The sequence below is a fragment of the Halobacillus litoralis genome (assembly GCF_009856415.1).
Lineage (GTDB): Bacteria > Bacillota > Bacilli > Bacillales > Halobacillaceae > Halobacillus > Halobacillus litoralis_C.
Window position 1 is genome coordinate 117,942 of record NZ_WMEZ01000005.1, and the last position, 17,395, is coordinate 135,336.

The 17,395-nt window shown below is 44.7% G+C and carries 15 protein-coding genes; 10 read left to right on the forward strand and 5 right to left on the reverse strand.

Going from position 1 to position 17,395, the window contains the following annotated elements:
- The first annotated feature begins 9 nt into the window (after window positions 1–9).
- The 6 genes from gatA (at window position 10) to GLV98_RS13605 (ending at window position 6,434) form a co-directional block, all read left to right on the forward strand.
- Complete coding sequence (gene gatA / locus GLV98_RS13580) at window positions 10–1,479, forward strand: Asp-tRNA(Asn)/Glu-tRNA(Gln) amidotransferase subunit GatA (RefSeq protein WP_146815660.1); 1,470 nt, start codon at window positions 10–12, stop codon at window positions 1,477–1,479.
- Entirely contained in the window at window positions 1,479–2,909 is a 1,431-nt protein-coding gene (gene gatB / locus GLV98_RS13585) for an Asp-tRNA(Asn)/Glu-tRNA(Gln) amidotransferase subunit GatB (RefSeq protein ID WP_160916101.1), read from the forward strand. Before gatA ends, gatB begins: the two co-directional genes overlap by 1 nt.
- A 155-nt stretch (window positions 2,910–3,064) precedes the next feature.
- Window positions 3,065–3,985 carry a diacylglycerol kinase gene (locus GLV98_RS13590; RefSeq protein WP_160913944.1) on the forward strand — a complete coding sequence of 307 codons (921 nt, stop codon included), beginning with the start codon at window positions 3,065–3,067 and terminating at the stop codon, window positions 3,983–3,985.
- 260 nt (window positions 3,986–4,245) lie between these two features.
- Window positions 4,246–5,628, forward strand: coding sequence for a 23S rRNA (uracil(1939)-C(5))-methyltransferase RlmD (gene rlmD, locus GLV98_RS13595; protein ID WP_160916104.1), 1,383 nt, complete (start codon window positions 4,246–4,248; stop codon window positions 5,626–5,628).
- A gap of 34 nt (window positions 5,629–5,662) precedes the next feature.
- Window positions 5,663–5,863 (forward strand): hypothetical protein, encoded by a 201-nt coding sequence (locus GLV98_RS13600; RefSeq protein ID WP_160916106.1) that lies wholly within the window; start codon window positions 5,663–5,665, stop codon window positions 5,861–5,863.
- 283 nt (window positions 5,864–6,146) lie between these two features.
- Window positions 6,147–6,434 carry a YkvS family protein gene (locus tag GLV98_RS13605; RefSeq protein WP_160916108.1) on the forward strand — a complete coding sequence of 96 codons (288 nt, stop codon included), beginning with the start codon at window positions 6,147–6,149 and terminating at the stop codon, window positions 6,432–6,434.
- Between the two features lie 1,226 nt (window positions 6,435–7,660).
- Here GLV98_RS13605 and GLV98_RS13610 read toward each other — a convergent pair.
- From GLV98_RS13610 to katG, 4 genes are all read right to left on the reverse strand, one after another.
- Window positions 7,661–8,386, reverse strand: coding sequence for a polyphosphate kinase 2 family protein (locus tag GLV98_RS13610; RefSeq protein WP_160916110.1), 726 nt, complete (start codon window positions 8,384–8,386; stop codon window positions 7,661–7,663).
- Between the two features lie 674 nt (window positions 8,387–9,060).
- Window positions 9,061–10,014 (reverse strand): calcium/sodium antiporter, encoded by a 954-nt coding sequence (locus GLV98_RS13615; RefSeq protein WP_160916112.1) that lies wholly within the window; start codon window positions 10,012–10,014, stop codon window positions 9,061–9,063.
- A gap of 201 nt (window positions 10,015–10,215) precedes the next feature.
- On the reverse strand, window positions 10,216–10,515 hold the full coding sequence (locus GLV98_RS13620) for a hypothetical protein (protein WP_337193755.1): 300 nt from the start codon (window positions 10,513–10,515) through the stop codon (window positions 10,216–10,218).
- Between the two features lie 141 nt (window positions 10,516–10,656).
- A complete protein-coding gene (gene katG / locus GLV98_RS13625) occupies window positions 10,657–12,891 on the reverse strand; it encodes a catalase/peroxidase HPI (RefSeq protein ID WP_160916114.1) in 2,235 nt (744 codons plus the stop codon).
- 193 nt (window positions 12,892–13,084) lie between these two features.
- Between katG and GLV98_RS13630 the strand changes: the two genes are divergently transcribed.
- Entirely contained in the window at window positions 13,085–13,225 is a 141-nt protein-coding gene (locus GLV98_RS13630) for a hypothetical protein (RefSeq protein ID WP_160916116.1), read from the forward strand.
- Window positions 13,226–13,249: 24 nt separating this feature from the next.
- A complete protein-coding gene (locus GLV98_RS13635) occupies window positions 13,250–14,620 on the forward strand; it encodes a hypothetical protein (RefSeq protein ID WP_160916118.1) in 1,371 nt (456 codons plus the stop codon).
- A 110-nt stretch (window positions 14,621–14,730) separates the two neighbouring features.
- On the opposite strand, the gene GLV98_RS13640 is transcribed toward GLV98_RS13635, so the two are convergent.
- The gene (locus GLV98_RS13640) at window positions 14,731–15,345 is read right to left on the reverse strand and encodes a YdhK family protein (protein ID WP_160916120.1); all 615 of its coding nucleotides are present in this window, start codon (window positions 15,343–15,345) and stop codon (window positions 14,731–14,733) included.
- Window positions 15,346–15,599: 254 nt separating this feature from the next.
- Between GLV98_RS13640 and GLV98_RS13645 the strand changes: the two genes are divergently transcribed.
- A complete protein-coding gene (locus GLV98_RS13645; protein ID WP_160916122.1) occupies window positions 15,600–15,860 on the forward strand; it encodes an SHOCT domain-containing protein in 261 nt (86 codons plus the stop codon).
- Window positions 15,861–15,877: 17 nt separating this feature from the next.
- Complete coding sequence (locus tag GLV98_RS13650; protein WP_160916124.1) at window positions 15,878–17,371, forward strand: multicopper oxidase family protein; 1,494 nt, start codon at window positions 15,878–15,880, stop codon at window positions 17,369–17,371.
- Window positions 17,372–17,395: the final 24 nt, after the last annotated feature.

Sequence of the window (17,395 nt, forward strand, 5' to 3'; positions counted from 1 at the left end):
GGTTCGACGATGTCTTTATTTGACTATACATTACGTGAGCTTCAAGAGAAGCTACATAACAAAGAGATTTCTGTCACGGACTTAGTGGAGGAGTCTTACAAGCGTATCGAAGAAGTGGATGAAGAAGTCCAGGCTTTCATCACGCTGAACAAAGAAGCAGCCAAGAAGCAGGCGGCAGAGCTTGATCAGGAGCGCGGCAACGACGATGCAAAGCTCTTTGGTCTTCCAATCGGTGTGAAAGACAACATCGTAACAAAAGGACTGCGTACAACAGCAGGAAGCCAGATCCTGTCTAACTTGGATGATCCTCTATATGACGCGACCGTTGTCAACAAACTGAATGACGCCAAGTCCGTTACCATCGGAAAATTGAACATGGACGAATTCGCGATGGGTTCTTCCAATGAAAACTCAAGCTACGCAGCCGCTCGTAACCCTTGGAATACCGATTACGTTCCAGGCGGATCCAGTGGTGGTTCTGCAGCAGCTGTAGCCGCAGGAGAAGTTCCTTATTCTCTTGGTTCTGATACAGGTGGTTCGATCCGTCAGCCGGCCGCTTATTGTGGTGTGGTCGGATTGAAGCCGACTTACGGCCGTGTGTCCCGTTTCGGGCTGATCGCGTTCGCCTCTTCTCTTGATCAGATCGGACCAATCACTCGCAGCGTCGAAGACAATGCGTTCTTGCTTGAGACAATTGCTGGTCATGACAAGATGGATTCTACGTCTGCAAACGTTGAAGTGCCGAAATACACCGAGTCTCTGACTGGTGATGTGAAAGGCATGAAGATTGGTGTGCCGAAAGAATACCTTTCTGAAGGGGTTTCTGAAGAAGTAAAAGAAGCGGTCAAAGCTGCTCTTAAAGAATATGAAAAAATGGGAGCGACATGGGAAGAAGTTTCTCTTCCTCACTCCAAATACGCGCTATCTACGTACTACCTGATTTCATCTTCTGAAGCATCTGCGAACCTGGCACGTTTTGACGGTGTCCGTTACGGTAAGCGTGCGGAAGATGCGAAAAACATGCTCGACATGTTCATGCGTTCCCGAGCAGAAGGTTTCGGTGACGAAGTGAAGCGCCGTATCATGCTTGGAACATTCGCGTTGAGCTCCGGGTACTACGATGCCTACTACAAAAAAGCCCAGCAAGTCCGTACATTAATCAAGAACGATTTTGAAAAAGTGTTTGAAGACTACGATGTGATCATCGGGCCGACAACACCGACACCTGCCTTTAAAGTAGGAGACAAAGTCGATGATCCAATGACGATGTATGCCAACGATATTTTGACGATTCCGGTTAACCTCGCTGGCGTACCAGGAATTTCCATCCCATGCGGTTTCTCTGGAGACGGTCTGCCGATCGGCCTTCAGATCATCGGCAAACACTTTGATGAAGGTACCGTTTACCGTGCCGCTCATGCCTTCGAACAGGCGACTGATTATCATAAACAACGCCCGTCCCTTGGAGGTGCGCGCTAATGAATTTTGAAACAATTATCGGACTTGAAGTCCACGTAGAATTGAAAACAGACTCGAAAATTTTCAGCCCGTCTCCGAACATGTTCGGAGATGATCCCAATACGAACGTGAACCCGATCGACCTTGGGTACCCTGGTGTTCTTCCGGTATTGAACGAAGAAGCCGTCAACTTTGCAATGAAAGCATCGATGGCATTGAACTGTGACATCGCGACAGACACGAAGTTCGACCGTAAAAACTATTTCTATCCGGACAACCCGAAAGCATATCAAATTTCCCAGTTTGATAAGCCGATCGGTGAGAATGGTTACATCGATATCGAAGTCGATGGCAAGAAGAAACGTATCGGCATTACCCGTCTTCACATGGAAGAAGATGCAGGTAAGCTGACACACAGCGATGACGGATATTCCCTTGTCGACTATAACCGCCAAGGAACGCCGCTTGTTGAGATCGTATCTGAGCCGGACATCCGTTCACCGAAAGAAGCGTACGCGTACTTGGAAGCCTTGAAAAACATCATCCAGTACACAGGCGTTTCCGACTGTAAAATGGAAGAAGGATCCCTACGTTGTGACGCCAACCTTTCCATCCGCCCGATCGGTCAGGAAGAGTTCGGAACGAAGACAGAGCTTAAGAACTTGAACTCCTTCTCCTTTGTACAAAAAGGACTGGAATTCGAAGAGAAGCGTCAGCAGAAAGAATTGCTTTCCGGAGGAGAAATCCTTCAGGAAACTCGTCGTTACGATGAGCAGACGAAAGAAACGATTCTGATGCGTGTCAAAGAAGGTTCTGACGACTACCGTTACTTCCCAGAGCCGGATCTTGTGCCTCTACACATCGATGAAGCTTGGAAAGAACGCATCCGTGCCGAAATTCCTGAGCTTCCAGATGCCCGTAAGAAGCGCTATATCGAAGAACTGAAGCTTCCAGAATACGATGCGATGGTTCTTACAAACAACAAAGAGCTTTCCGATTTCTTCGAAGAAACAATTGCCGAAGGAGCGGACATCAAGCAGGCATCCAACTGGTTGATGGGCGAAGTATCAGCTTACATGAACAAGCACTATAAAGAGCTTCATGAGCTTGAGCTTACACCAGCTTCTCTTGCGAAGATGATTCAGCTGATCGAAGACGGAACCATCAGTTCCAAGATCGCGAAGAAAGTCTTCACGGAGCTTGTAGAAAAAGGCGGCAATCCTGAGAAGATCGTTAAGGATAAAGGACTCGTGCAAATTTCCGACGAAGGCCAGCTGACGGAAATCGTTGTCGCCATCATGGACAACAACCCGCAGTCCATCGAAGACTTCAAGAACGGAAAAGACAAAGCCCTTGGATTCCTTGTCGGCCAGGTCATGAAAGAAACCAAAGGACAAGCGAACCCACCGATGGTTAACAAGATCATCCTTGCAGAAATGGAAAAGCGCTAAACGCTTGAATGATAAGGAAGCACGCACTTGCTGGTGCGTGCTTTCGTATGGTTTAGGACTTGCCATCATATACTATAGAAATGGTTTGCAAATCCAGGAAAAAGCGCTATGATGTAGAATGGAACATGCTTGGATAGAAAAGGGGGTCATACACGATGAAAAGTGCCCGAATTATATATAACCCGACCTCTGGAAGAGAAGTCATACGCAAGGTTCTCCCGGACATTTTGCAACGATTTGAACAGTCCGGTTACGAAACCTCCACTCATGCCACAACATGTGCAGGTGACGCCGTCAAAGCAGCAGAATACGCCGTCGATCGTGAATTCGATCTCGTTGTCGCTGCAGGGGGAGACGGAACCATCAATGAAGTGATCAACGGACTTGCCGAAAAACCACACAAACCGAAAGTCGGCATCATTCCAGTCGGGACAACGAACGATTTCGCCCGTGCCTTACACGTACCTAGAAACATTCATAAAGCGGTGGATATCATCCTGGAAGGCTACAGTCATCCGCTCGATATCGGCCGTGTCAACGACCAATATTTTATGAACATCGCCGGTGGCGGTAAAATAACCGAAATCTCTTATGAAGTACCAAGTAAGCTGAAGACGATGATCGGGCAACTCGCCTACTACTTAAAGGGCATCGAGATGCTGCCATCGATCCGTCCAACCTATGTTGAGATGGAGTATGACGGCAAATGGTATGAAGGCGAGATCATGCTTTTCCTCGTCAGTAACACCAACTCTGTCGGCGGCCTGGAAAAACTGGCGCCGTCTGCTCGAATGGATGACGGACTTTTCGACCTGATGATCATTGAAAAAATGAACATCGCAGAATTCGTCCGTTTAGCGACACTCGCGATCCAGGGTAACCACTTGAATCACCCGAAATTCATCCACACGACCGCAAGCCGTGTGAAAGTGAAGACCGATGAAAAGATGCAGTTGAATATTGACGGGGAATTCGGTGGATTATTGCCCGGGGAATTTGTCAATTTATACAGACATCTGGACTTTTTTGTCCCGGAAGATATATTTAAAGAAGAAGAAGCTGACGAAGAAGAATAATGGGGAGCGCTGCTGTTTGAGACAGTGGCGTTCTTTTATTTTATTTGTAGGGAGTACATAGCCTACCGGGGCGACTCCGCACTTAGAGATATCCTGCTGCGTCGCCCAGCTGCTCGAGGTCATAAGGCTACCGGCTCTGAAAAGGAAGACCACTTTTCAGTTCCGTTGTCCTTATGCTTGTCGCAGCTACCCGGGGCGACTCCACACTAAATGTTATGATAAACTACGGTTAGAGTATATAGGTAAAGGACGGATGAACAATGGCGAAACCGAAACCGCCGGTACAGAAAAACGAGACGATTGAACTGAGCTTTGAAGATTTGACTCACGAAGGCAATGGGGTAGGGAAAGTCGATGGCTATCCACTTTTCGTACCGTATGGCCTTCCTGGTGAAAAGGCTGAAGTGAAAGTCGTCAAAGTGAAAAAGAACTTCGGCTTTGGCAAGCTGGTGAAAGTGACAGAAGCAAGTGAAGACCGTGTCGAGCCCCCATGTGATGTGTTTTACCAGTGCGGCGGCTGTCAGCTTCAGCATATGAGCTATCAAATGCAGCTCGATATGAAACAAAAGCAAGTGAAAGATAACATGAAGAAAATCGGACATCTCGAGCATGTTCCTGTGCATCCGACCGTTGGCATGGAGGATCCGTGGCGTTACCGCAACAAAGTCCAGATTCCTGTCGGTCAGAAAGAAGACGGCGAACTGATGACCGGTTTCTATCAGAAACGAAGCCACAACATCATCGACATGGACACATGCCTGATTCAGGACGAAATGAACGATCGTATGGTCGAAACCGTCCGCCGCATCGCATCCAAGCACGGAATCGATGCCTACGATGAACAGACCCACCGCGGCGTTCTGAGACACATCATGGTCCGTACCGGTCAGAATACAAAGGACATCATGATCGTTCTCGTCACAAAGACGAAAAAGCTTCCGCACAAAGACAAAATGATCGATGAGATCCGCGATGCTTTTCCAAACGTGAAGTCGATTGTTCATAACGTCAACAGTGCGAAAACGAACGTCATCCTCGGAAAAGAAACGAACATCATCTGGGGCGATGAGTACATTTATGACACAATCGGCGATATCCGATTCATGATCTCACCGAAGTCGTTCTACCAGGTCAACCCGACCCAGACGAAGAAACTCTATGATCAGGCTCTAGGCTATGCCGATTTAAGAGGCGGGGAAACTGTCATCGATGCCTATTGCGGAATTGGAACCATATCCTTGTTCCTCGCTCAAAAAGCGAAGAAAGTATATGGCGTTGAAATCGTACCTGAAGCCGTTACTGATGCGAAGAAGAATGCCCGTCTAAACAAGATGGAGAACGCAGAATTCTATGTCGGACAAGCGGAAGAGCTTATGCCATGGTGGCGGAACCAAGGGCTGCGTCCGGATGTTATCGTTGTCGATCCTCCGCGTAAGGGTTGTGATGAAGAACTGCTGAAGGCGATGCTGGATATGGAACCGGAACGGATCGTTTATGTATCCTGTAATCCTTCGACACTTGCTCGTGATTTGCGTATTCTTGAAGATGGCGGGTATGAGACGAAGGAAGTTCAGCCTGTCGATATGTTCCCGCAGACGAGCCATGTAGAGTGTGTGACATGGTTGGAGAAGAAAGAAAAGTAAATCTCAGTAGTATTTTTAAAAGGGAGTTCTTGAAGTGGAAGCGAACAAAATGTGGTTGTCTTTACCAAAGGATTTTAGAAAGCAACTGATAGCCAATGTCTATTGTACAAACTGTAGTGACATTGTCACAATCACTGATTTCATTATCGTTGATCATCCTGTGGGTGTTATGTTAGATGGTAAATGTGAAAACTGTGGCAATAAAGTAGCTAGAGTAGTGGAGATGGATGAATGAAGAAAAAGTAAATTCTTAAGCCCTATAAGGGGTCGGTTGTTGTGTTTGGGGAGGTAAACACAATGACCGGCTTGTTTTTATACATGTTATATTCTTTGAGTTGTAGGGTAACTTTATCTAGGAAGCGTTGTTCCATTCTTATAAAAAAGAATCGTTAGAGATAATACTCTAAGGAGAATGAGGGCACTTGATTAAGGGTATAGATAAGGAAACCCTTGGCCAGAATCTTGACATAAACGAAACCAAACTACTTACATTCACTCACTAGGAAGGGGAATTTCTCATGGCTGATGAAAATATAAGCAAAAATTTAGTTGATGCTGCGTTTAAAAAGAAAGAATCAGAAGAACAAGAGGAAGTAAAAGAAGAGGAAAAAGCGACCGTAGGCGATATTATAACTTTCCAAAAAGACGGCCAACAGTTTGAAGCTGTCGTAACTTCTGCTAATTTACAAAACTCCGTAGTTTGCGACATGACTATTATGGATGATTTCCACGAGCGCAATTTAGATTTCGAAAAAACCGTTGTTGCTCATACAAACTACAGCATTAAAAAACGTCGCGACGTGTAAGTTCAACAAAAGTAATATATATAAGAGCATCATCCTTATTGAGGGTGGTGCTCTTTTTAAGTGGAGGAAAGTAGGTAATTTCTGGTTTTATAGAAAACGTTTACAAAGTTGGCACAACTGACTTCGTTGAAATCAGGAAATGGTGATATACTAAAAGTGTAAAGAAGATAACAAAAACAAATAAACAACTTAGGTGGCTCAACCATTGCGAGTTCGTTTCCAAACGAACGAAAATCACAGCCGATCAATGAAGGTTCATCCGTTTCATAAGGATGAAAAACAGTCTTGAAAGGGACAGGTGATAGGTGGCGGGGAGGTCTTGGTACGATGATTCCCTTTTGAAGTTAAATCGAGGGAGGAGTAAGGAAACGAAGACTATTCCCTTAGCTGGTGCTTTCTCTCTTCTTTTGAAGAGGGGAAAGGAAAATGGGACTTAACAGAAGAAGGAAACGAATTCCCCGTAGAATTGTCCTTCGAGAAAGTCTGGAATCCAAAAAATGTGTAGGATCAAGGATGATTCTTACATGGTTGGGTCACCTAAGTTGTTTACTTCGCCCTGGCACTGTATAAGTGCCAGGGCTTCTTTCTGTTCATTGATGTTGCTGATCCACGGGAGTAAATTTATAATGAACGGGATCAATAACACTAAGAAGGTGACGGAAGCTCTTCTTAACAGGCTCAATGTAAACGTTTACAAATTTGGCACATCTGACTCCGTTGAAATCAGGAAACGGTGTTATAATAAGAGTGTAAAGAAGATAACAAAAAACAAATAAACAACTTAGGTGGCTCAACCATCGCGAGTTCGTTTCCAAGCGAACAAAAGTCACAGCCGATAAAAGAATGTTCATCCGCTGTATGGGATGAAATAACAGTCTTGATTGAGGCGGGTGATACAGCTATCTACAGATGTAGTGGCTAAAGCTTGGTAAGACCATTTAGATTGAGGGTTGAGTAAGGAAACAAAGAGCATTCCCTTAGCTCTTCTGTTGAAGGTTAGGAAGAAGAAAAATTAGACTTAACCGGAAAAGGAAACGAATTCTCCGTAGAATTGTCCTTCGAGAAAGTCTGGAAACTAGAAATATATGTAGGATCATGGATGATTCTTACATGGTTGGGTCACCTAAGTTGTTTTACACTCCCCCGTCACTTTCTTAAGTGACGGGGCTTTTTATGTACTGGTAATGAATTCCCAAGATGTTAATAAAAGAAGGAGACAGTTACTGTTAAAAAGAAGGATTTATACCCCTTAATTTGTTCTCAATCTCCTGAATAATGATGTGGTTGGTTTTGACTCTGGCATAATGTTTATTCTCTCCTTCTACGATGCGCCACTTGCTTTCTGGAGTAGACGTGTGCTGAAACATATCCTCTACAGCTTCTTCATACATCTCCCACTTGGAACGATTTCTCCAGTCCTCATCCGTGATTTTCCATCTCTTTATAGGGTCTTGTTCTCTTTCTTGAAATCGTTTCAGTTGTTCTTCTTTAGAAATGTGCAACCATATTTTGATGACGAGATATCGATCTTTAGCAAGCAGGTGTTCAAATTGAACAATTTCGTTATAGGCTCGATTCCATTCGGAGACAGAAGCGAAATTCTCGACTCTTTCCACAAGAACACGGCCATACCAGGAACGATCAAAGATCGCTATTTTCCCGTACGGTGGAACCTTATTCCAGAAACGTTTGAGATAATGATGCCTCTTTTCGTTCGACGAGGGAGCGCCAATGGAATGGACCTCAAAACCGCGCGGATCGAGCCCGCTGGTTAACCTCTTGATTGCGCCTCCTTTACCCGAGGCATCCCATCCTTCAAAGACAATAATAACGCCTAATTGGTTATCGTAGATGGATCGCTGCAGCTGAAGTAACTTCAACTGAGTCTGTTTCATTTCTTCCTTATACTGCTTTTTGCTTATGTCTAAGGATAGATCTACAGATTCCAGCATACCGTTCTCTCCTTTGAAGTTTTTGGTTTTAAAACCCTTTCTCTACTTATTCATCAAGGCATAAACTGAGCCGTGTTAAATATGATCTTATCCAAGTAAACGTTTACAATACAGACACAATTTCCTGCGTCCATATCCGTATCTGGTGGTATAATAAAAGTGTAAAGAAGATAACAAAAGAACATAAACAACTTAGGTGGCTCAACCATCGCGAGTTCGTTTCCAAACGAACGAAAGGCCCCGACAATGGGAGGACGTTCATTCACGTAATAAGGATGAAAGCAGTCTTGAAAGGGGCAGATGATACAGCCGGCCTGCGGATGGTAGGTCGTGGAGAGGTCCGTGTAAGACAATCCCCCCTGTAAAAATTAAGCGAGCGTTGAGTAAGGAAACAAGAGAGTATTCGCTTAGCTGGTGTTTCATCTTTCTTTGTGAATCACAAAAGATGAAGAGAAGGCAAATGAGACTTAACCGGATAAGGAAACGAATTCTTAGAAGAATTGTCCTTCAAGGAAGTCTGAATTTCAAAAATGTGTAGAATCAAGGATGATTCTTACATGGTTGGGTCACCTAAGTTGTTTATTTCCGCCCCGGCACTGCTATAGTGCTAGGGCTTTTTTATTTCAGAATATCAAAGACGAAAGTGATTTTCTCTTTAATAACCACTGGAGATTTCAGTTTCTCAAAATAATGTAAACAAGATAGACGATATACATGGTCACAAGGACGAAACCCTCTGTTTTTCCGATTTTGTAATGGGTTCTTGAAAATAAAAACAATAGTAAACTTAGTGCGATCATAATCATGACATCAATAAAGATCTTTCCATTTACGGATAAAGGTGATATGACAGCGGAAGCCCCCAGAACAAACAAAATATTGAAGATGTTGCTTCCCACTACATTCCCTAATGCAATTCCACTTTCTTTCTTCAATGCTGCGGATATGGAGGTTACGAGTTCAGGAAGGGATGTACCAATTGCGATGATGGTTAATCCCACTAACGTTTTACTCATTCCAAGATCATAGGCAATTTCTGTGCCGCTGTCTACCACCAGGTCGCCGCCAAAAATAATAGCTACTAAACCTGCCAGCGTCACAAGACTGTTTTTCCCCCACTTCATACCAGGAGGGATGGCTTCATGTGTCGATTCTTTTCTACTTTTCAGCCCCACCTCAATCACATAGTACATAAAAATAGATAAGAACAACAAAAAGATGATGCCGTCACTGCGTGTAAGCAAGTTTTCACTTAAACTCTGTAACTTCGTATCACTAATAAGTACGAGTAATGCTCCAGTAGCGAGCAATACAAATGGGATTTCTTTTTTCGTTGTTTCACTCTCTACCATTAATGGGTATAGGAAAGCGGCAATCCCTACAACTAAAGTGACATTAAAGATATTACTTCCTACAACATTGCCCAGCGAAATTTCAGCATTTCCTTGTAAAGCTGCGATGATGCTGACTGTAGCCTCGGGAGAGCTTGTGCCGAAAGCTACGATAGTTAACCCTATTAAAATAGGAGGTACACGGAGTAGCCTGGCAATGTTGGAAGACCCATCAACGAATAGATCGGCTCCTTTGATTAATAAACCGAAGCCGACAATTAATAAAACGTATGCCATATTCTTCCCCAAACTCCTTTTATACTTTTTACTAGTTTTACCATACCCTCATTCGTTGCAGTTAAAAAGTAGGGGGCAACTTTTTATGCTACGCACGGTGGTAAAGCATTGAAGGAGCAGGGGAAGTGCCACGCACCAAAAGAAAGCACCATGATGAATGCAACGGTAGCATTCATCATGGTGCTTTCTATTTATGCTTACTTACTTCAAATTTTTACGGCTGATTAAATTTGATACAACAAAAGCAAGGTCGTCATTTCCATAGAGAGACAGCACTTCAAGAAGAGTCTCAGAATCGATATGATCGGACTCCTGCTTTGATACGGTCAACTCCAAGGCATCAATCAGCTCTTTATTTTTCTCCTGATAAGGATAGGCCTCTTTATAAATGGCTATAGGATCCAGGTCGTGGTTGATGCACCACTGGGCAAAAAGCAAAATCATCATTTTTTCACCTTTTTGATAATTACGAATCACTTCTTTTTCACGGCTTCGATCCACTCAGCATGCCTCCTTTGTAAGCAGGGGACGTTTCTTGGCGTCTTCTTGCAACAGTTTCTTCCTACTATGATATCAGATATTTATCTTCCTTAGATGCGCATGACGAAAAAAACAGGAGGCGAGGTGCCTCCTGCTTCTTACTTACGCGTTATGATAAGCCAAATCTTTCTTCTTCTTCAAATCAAAACGGTCCGCGTTCATCACTTTCACCCAGGCCGCAACAAAGTCATGAACAAATTTCTCTTTGTTGTCTTCCTGTGCATACACTTCACCAAGCGCACGCAGCACAGAGTTGGAACCGAAGACGAGGTCGACGCGTGTCGCTTTTCTGACCAGTTCGCCTGTTTGACGATCGCGACCTTCGTATTCGTTGTAATCACTTGGCTTCCACTCGATACCCATATCAAGCAGATTCACGAAAAAGTCGTTGGTCAGTGTACCGACGTTGTCTGTGAATACGCCGTAGTCTGTGTCTTTATAGTTGGCACCAAGTACGCGCATACCACCAACGAGTACAGTCATTTCCGGTGCAGAAAGTCCAAGAAGCTGTGCTTTGTCGACAAGCAGTTCCTCTGGGCTCAACGTATATCTCTTCTTCTCATAGTTACGGAATCCATCCGCCATCGGCTCAAGGACTTCGAAGCTTTCTTCGTCGGTTTGTTCTTGTGTAGCATCGCCGCGTCCGGAAACAAATGGAACGGTTACTTCAACACCAGCTTCTTTAGCCGCTTTTTCTACAGCAGCGCTTCCGCCAAGGACGATGAGATCCGCAAGGCTGACGTCTTTATCGAACTGTTTTTGAATGCCTTCATAAACCGCAAGCACTTTGGAAAGCTGTTGGGGTTCGTTTACTTCCCAATCTTTTTGTGGAGCATGTCGGATGCGGGCACCGTTTGCGCCACCGCGCATGTCAGAACCACGATATGTGCTTGCTGCCGCCCAGGCTGTTTTCACAAGTTCACTGACAGAAAGGCTGGAGTCGAGGATTTTTCCTTTCAACTCTGCCACTTCATCGTCTGTTAATTCATAATTCACTGTAGGAATTGGGTCCTGCCAGATCAAGTCTTCTTCCGGGACTTCTGGTCCTAGATATCTTGCTTTCGGTCCCATGTCACGGTGAAGCAATTTGAACCATGCACGTGCAAACGTATCGGCGAATTCATCCGGGTTTTGATGGAAACGACGGGAAATCTTTTCGTAATCCGGGTCCATACGCAGGGCCATATCGGCTGTCGTCATGAATGTAGGGACTTTGACAGAAGGATTTTCCGCATCTGGAGCCATGTCCTCTTTTTTAGGGTTGACCGGCGCCCATTGGTTCGCACCTGCTGCACTCTTCGTCAATTCCCATTCGTAGCCGAACAAAAGATCATAGTAGCCGTTGTCCCAAACGGTCGGATTCGCTGTCCAAGCACCATCGACACCACTCGTGATCGTGTCACGGCCTTTTCCGCTTCCGTGAGAGCTCATCCAGCCCAAGCCTTGATCTTCAATATCAGCTGCTTCTGGTGATGCTCCGACTTGATCAGCGTCCCCGGCACCGTGAGCTTTACCGAATGTGTGACCACCGGCAACAAGTGCGACCGTCTCTTCGTCATTCATTCCCATACGGGCGAACGTTTCACGGATGTCCCGGGCACTTGCAAGCGGATCCGGTTCTCCATTAGGACCTTCAGGGTTTACATAGATGAGCCCCATTTGTACGGCAGCGAGCGGGTTTTCAAGTTCGCGATCGCCGGAGTAACGGTTGTCACCGAGCCATTCTTTTTCATTTCCCCAATAGACATCTTCTTCTGGATGCCAGACATCTTCACGGCCTGCTCCGAATCCAAAAGTCTTCAAGCCCATGGATTCTAGCGCGACGTTTCCAGTAAGTACGAGCAAGTCTGCCCATGATATTTTATTGCCATATTTTTGTTTGATCGGCCATAGGAGGCGGCGGGCTTTATCGAGGTTCGCGTTATCCGGCCAGCTGTTCAGAGGCGCGAAACGTTGGGTACCTGTAGCACCACCGCCGCGTCCATCTCCTGTACGATACGTACCGGCTGCGTGCCAGGACATACGGATGAAGAGGGGACCATAATGTCCGTAGTCTGCTGGCCACCAGTCCTGACTGTCTGTCATCAGCTCATGCAAGTCCTGCTTCAGGGCGTAATAGTCAAGCTTGTTGAATTCTTCTTCATAATCGAAGTCTTCTCCCATTGGGTTCGATTTTTTATCGTGCTGACGCAAAATATGAAGATTGAGCTGGTTCGGCCACCAGTCTTTGTTCGTTGTGCCGACTTTCGTTGTCGTTACCGCACTTTCTTCCTTCGTTTTTTCGTGGGTTACGGGACACTTACCAGCTTGGCTGTCATGCATTTCATTTTTGTCCATGAATGATACCCTCCTATATTTGTGAAAAAATTATAATCGGTCTTAGATTATAATTATAATAAAAAGGCGCGAATTTTGAAAGGAAGAACCCTCTGATTTGCTGGAAAAATTTTATTTCATTAATAGTAGAATGAAAATGAATCATATTTTAGTAGATCCCTAGTGTGTATGAAGCAGGAGGGAGGAGAGGCGGATGGAGTTATTGGTAGAGATTAACGCATCGACCTCAAGAAAAAGTCTTCGCTTTTCAGATACAAATTCATTGAAAAATATTCCCATTGTGTATAGCATGAAAGCATTGATTCTAGTTAACGATGCTCCCGAGCAATCATAGAAAATCAGCCGATGAGATAGGGGAATGATTGTGCGTCACATATCCAACTACTTATACATATTTTATTCATTCGTCTTTGCCTTGAATGTTGTTCACGTGTTTTGGAGCAACTCTACCTTATATACCATCATTGGAATTTTAGGAATCGTTATGCTGGCGATCAGTTTCCCTCGTGCCGATCGTGTGTTCAAAATCTTAGGGGTTGTGCTTTTAGTTGCTGGAGCGTTTTTCTTTTTCTCCAGCGATACGACATTCCGAGAGATTCCTTCGTTCTTTGCCGGGAACATTGGTCTTCTCTTTCTATTATCCATGCTTCCATGGATGAATAGTGTCGTGAAAGCGGGAAGGTATAACAAGCTTTTGCAATCCTTATTAGGAAATACCGCCAATGGACTTGGTTCCTTATATGTCCGAAGCGAAGTGACCATGGTATCCTTGGCCGCCTTCTTGAACTTGTCTTCTGCGACCATCTCTCAGGACTTGTTGAAGGAACAGTTGAAAGATGTGAAAACGGAAGTGAAGAACAGTTTCATATTGATGGCGACTCTCCGGGGTTATTCGCTTGCTTTATTATGGAGTCCGCTTGAAATTCTGTTGGCGACTTCGATTTTCATTACAGGGGCGAATTATTTAGAGGTCCTGCCATGGATGCTGTTGATCGCGGTTCTTGGGATTTCGATGGATTCATTCATGGGTAAAATGATGTTCCGCAAGCATCAGATCGAAGCACCTTCATTAGAAAAAGGGACCGGGAAAAGCCGTAAGAAACTGGTCCAGTTCATTGTCGCGCTCGTAATGTTTTTAGCGGTTGTTGTATTCTTAGGAAACGTCATTCAGCTGGACTTTCTTTTTGCTGTGACCGTATCGATTTTCCCGTTCGCTTTCACATGGGCCGTGCTTGTTAAACGGAGAAGAAGTTTCCTTCAGATTGGCTGGCCGACATGGAAATGGAAGACGAACCACTTGAGTAACTTCATCGTTCTCCTGCTCGCGCTTTCTTTTTTGACAGAAACACTGAACGCTTCGCCCTACTTGAAATATTTACAGGACCCGCTCATTGCGCTTGAGGGAAAACCGCTTCTCATTATGCTCTTCATTCAGGCCGCTTTCCTTGTGATGACCCTGTTAGGAGTCCATCCGCTGGCAACCATGGGAATCTTCGGTGGGGTCAGTGAGCTATTGATTGGAACATTTCCTGAGGTGACACTGACGATTCTTCTGTCTGCCTGTGCCATTGCTACAGTACCTTCTGCCCCTTATGGTTTGATTGTTACCATTACTTCTGTAGCTTTACGGATGAATCCTTATCAAATAGTGCTCAGAAACCTGCCTTATAGTATTTTGCTGGGTTTTTTAGGGATAGGAATTTCTCTCCTTACACTACTGGTCTACTAGATAATTTCCTATCAAATTCGAAAAGTAGGTCCTAAAACAATAGAAGCTATAGTTAAATAAAAGCCGAGCGGTAGAAGATAACTTTCTACCGCTCGGCTTTTATATTTTTGTTATTCAGGGGCACGCAATTCGTTTTCTGTTACCCATTTGTGATTTGTCACTTCCTGTTCACCGTTAACGGTTGTGAAGTCCACCATATAAACAGTGGTTTGTTCAGCCATGTCGATGGTTGCCTCTGCACCATCCATTCCCTCCATATGATCAGCGGCAAGCGTTACTTCCGTTCCTTCTGCAAGAGGAGCATTTTCAGCATTTCCGAGCTCTTCGTGTATGACCCACTTGTGATTTGTCACCGGGTCTCCACCGGTGGTCGGAGTAAATGATACGGCATAAGCGGTGGTATCAAAAGCGCCTGTCACGGTAGCTTCTGCGCCCTTCATCAATGGGTCATGCCCCTCCGCATGCTCTGCTTCAATGATTACTTGATCGCCTTCTTTATAGGCAGGCTTTTCGGCTGGTTGCAATCCATCTGGAACTTCTCCATCACTTGACATGTTGTGACCGTGCCCTTCTTCCATGGAATGGTCGTCTTCCATATCATCACTCATTTCATCCTGGCTGGTTTCTTCTACCTCTGGAGTTTCTTCACTATTTTCACCATTCCCACACGCGCTTAGAATAATTAGCAGACTGAACAAGATCGTGATGACATAACCATTTTTCATTTCGCATTCCTTCCTTTTCTATATGATGGAAAACAATATACCAAATTTTTCTTCTACAGAGAAATAACAACCCTCTTAAAAACGATAAATGAATCTAAGGATATAGAGCAATGAAAAGAGGATGAAGAAAAAGTCTATAAAAAATCCATAAATTCTGCACAATTGATGGGGATGGTTTAATGAAGGCCTAAGGCTCCCTTATCATATTTTTATACAGTACAAGGTATAGGTATTATAGAAAAGGAGGAATGACAATGGGTGGAATGATGGATGGAAGTGGAATGGGAAACAACTTCTTCGGAGGTTTTTTCAGCTTTGGATTGATTCTATTGATTCTGATCATCGCGATTTTTTTCATCATCAGATGGATGATGAAACCAAATGCAAACGAGCGCAATTCAAATGATAGAGCGCGTGGGGAGACAAGGTCAAAAGAAGTATTAAAAAACCGTCTTGCAAGCGGGGAAATCACAGAAGAAGAATACGATCGTTTAAGAAAAAAATTGGATGACTGATGTTGGAGGTGGAAGTAATGAACAGGATGTGGTTCGGTTCATTCATGATTGTTTTTCTCGTTGCGATAGGAGTCTGGGGATTTTTCCAATCTCCATTCATGCAGCAGAAGAGCGCAGGGAACTTAAATACTAGTGAAGAAGGAACAAGTATTCTAGATATTCAACCGATCGAAGCCGGCAGCCGCCCGACCAAACAATTTGAACTAACGGCGGAAAAAACCGAGTGGGAAATACAAAAGGGGGAGTCTGTTCAGGCCTGGACCTATAATGGAAAGGTTCCTGGCGAGTCCTTACGCGTTGAACAGGGCGATTTAGTCCAGGTTGAACTGCACAATAAATTAGATGTTCCTGTCACCATTCATTGGCATGGGGTTATTCTACCCAATCGGATGGATGGAGTTCCAGGGGTGACCCAGGATGCTGTGGAACCGGGGGAGTCCTTTACTTATAAGTTTATAGCAGAAGACCCTGGAACGTATTGGTACCATTCGCACCAACATAGTTCTCTCCAAGTAGACAAGGGCTTATATGGGCCTCTTGTTGTTGAAGAAAAAGGGGAGGAACCTGAACATGATGAGGTCTTCATTTTAGATGAATGGGCGGTTCACCAGGATCGCGAGAATTGGACGAACATGGGCGGCATGATGATGGGGTCGATGCAGGGAGATGGTGAAGCGGATACGAAAGAAATGTACGATACTTTCACAGTGAACGGCAAAGCAGCTGATGCAATCGAACCTTTGAAAATGGAAGAAGGAGAAAAGGCGAGACTTCGTTTTGTCAATGCTGGCTACCAGCTGCACCAACTCGTGTTTCCTGAAGGATCGATGGAAACGATCGCTGTCGATGCGGAACCAGTGCAAAGCTCAGGAGAAAACAATGTGTTGGAAATTGCTCCGGGTGAACGGATCGATGTTTTATATACGAAGGGAAAAGGAGATGAAATCATCGGGGAAACGCCCTCGATTGAAAACTCTCAGGACATGCAGATCCCTGTCCTCTCTTCGGATTCCGGAGGAGAGAATCTACAAGTGAATGCAAAAGACACCGCAACCAGCAAAGGGACCTCCCATGCCAGTAAGGAACTGCTCTTTGAGACTATACCGGATGTAGACATATCGTACGATATGAATCTCAGTATGGGTATGAACATGGGAGAAGGGATGAGCTGGCAGATTAATGACCGTGTTTTTCCTGATACGCCTCCGATCCAGGTGGAAAAAGGAGATATTGTGAAAGTGGACATCACCAATGAAGGGCGTTTGAATCATCCGATGCATTTGCACGGCCATCGTTTTCAGGTGGAAGCAGAAGGTGGAGGAGCGGTCGTGAAAGATCTGATTAACGTGAAACCTGGAGAATCGTATACGATTTATTTTGAAGCGGACAATAAAGGAGAATGGTTGTTCCACTGTCATGATAATAATCACGCGGATCGTGGCATGGTCACCATTGTGGATTACAAAAGTGTTTTTTCACCCTTTGAGCTGAATCAGAAGAATCAACCTTAATTTATAGAAACGGAGGTTTGTACG

What these genes read in the sequence shown, in the direction of transcription:
- gatA (WP_146815660.1), top strand. Translation starts at nt 10, where the DNA reads ATGTCTTTATTTGACTATACATTACGTGAGCTTCAAGAGAAGCTACAT.
- gatB (WP_160916101.1), top strand. Translation starts at nt 1,479, where the DNA reads ATGAATTTTGAAACAATTATCGGACTTGAAGTCCACGTAGAATTGAAA.
- GLV98_RS13590 (WP_160913944.1), top strand. Translation starts at nt 3,065, where the DNA reads ATGAAAAGTGCCCGAATTATATATAACCCGACCTCTGGAAGAGAAGTC.
- rlmD (WP_160916104.1), top strand. Translation starts at nt 4,246, where the DNA reads ATGGCGAAACCGAAACCGCCGGTACAGAAAAACGAGACGATTGAACTG.
- GLV98_RS13605 (WP_160916108.1), top strand. Translation starts at nt 6,147, where the DNA reads ATGGCTGATGAAAATATAAGCAAAAATTTAGTTGATGCTGCGTTTAAA.
- GLV98_RS13610 (WP_160916110.1), bottom strand. Translation starts at nt 8,386, where the DNA reads ATGCTGGAATCTGTAGATCTATCCTTAGACATAAGCAAAAAGCAGTAT.
- GLV98_RS13615 (WP_160916112.1), bottom strand. Translation starts at nt 10,014, where the DNA reads ATGGCATACGTTTTATTAATTGTCGGCTTCGGTTTATTAATCAAAGGA.
- katG (WP_160916114.1), bottom strand. Translation starts at nt 12,891, where the DNA reads ATGGACAAAAATGAAATGCATGACAGCCAAGCTGGTAAGTGTCCCGTA.
- GLV98_RS13630 (WP_160916116.1), top strand. Translation starts at nt 13,085, where the DNA reads ATGGAGTTATTGGTAGAGATTAACGCATCGACCTCAAGAAAAAGTCTT.
- GLV98_RS13635 (WP_160916118.1), top strand. Translation starts at nt 13,250, where the DNA reads ATGATTGTGCGTCACATATCCAACTACTTATACATATTTTATTCATTC.
- GLV98_RS13640 (WP_160916120.1), bottom strand. Translation starts at nt 15,345, where the DNA reads ATGAAAAATGGTTATGTCATCACGATCTTGTTCAGTCTGCTAATTATT.
- GLV98_RS13645 (WP_160916122.1), top strand. Translation starts at nt 15,600, where the DNA reads ATGGGTGGAATGATGGATGGAAGTGGAATGGGAAACAACTTCTTCGGA.
- GLV98_RS13650 (WP_160916124.1), top strand. Translation starts at nt 15,878, where the DNA reads ATGAACAGGATGTGGTTCGGTTCATTCATGATTGTTTTTCTCGTTGCG.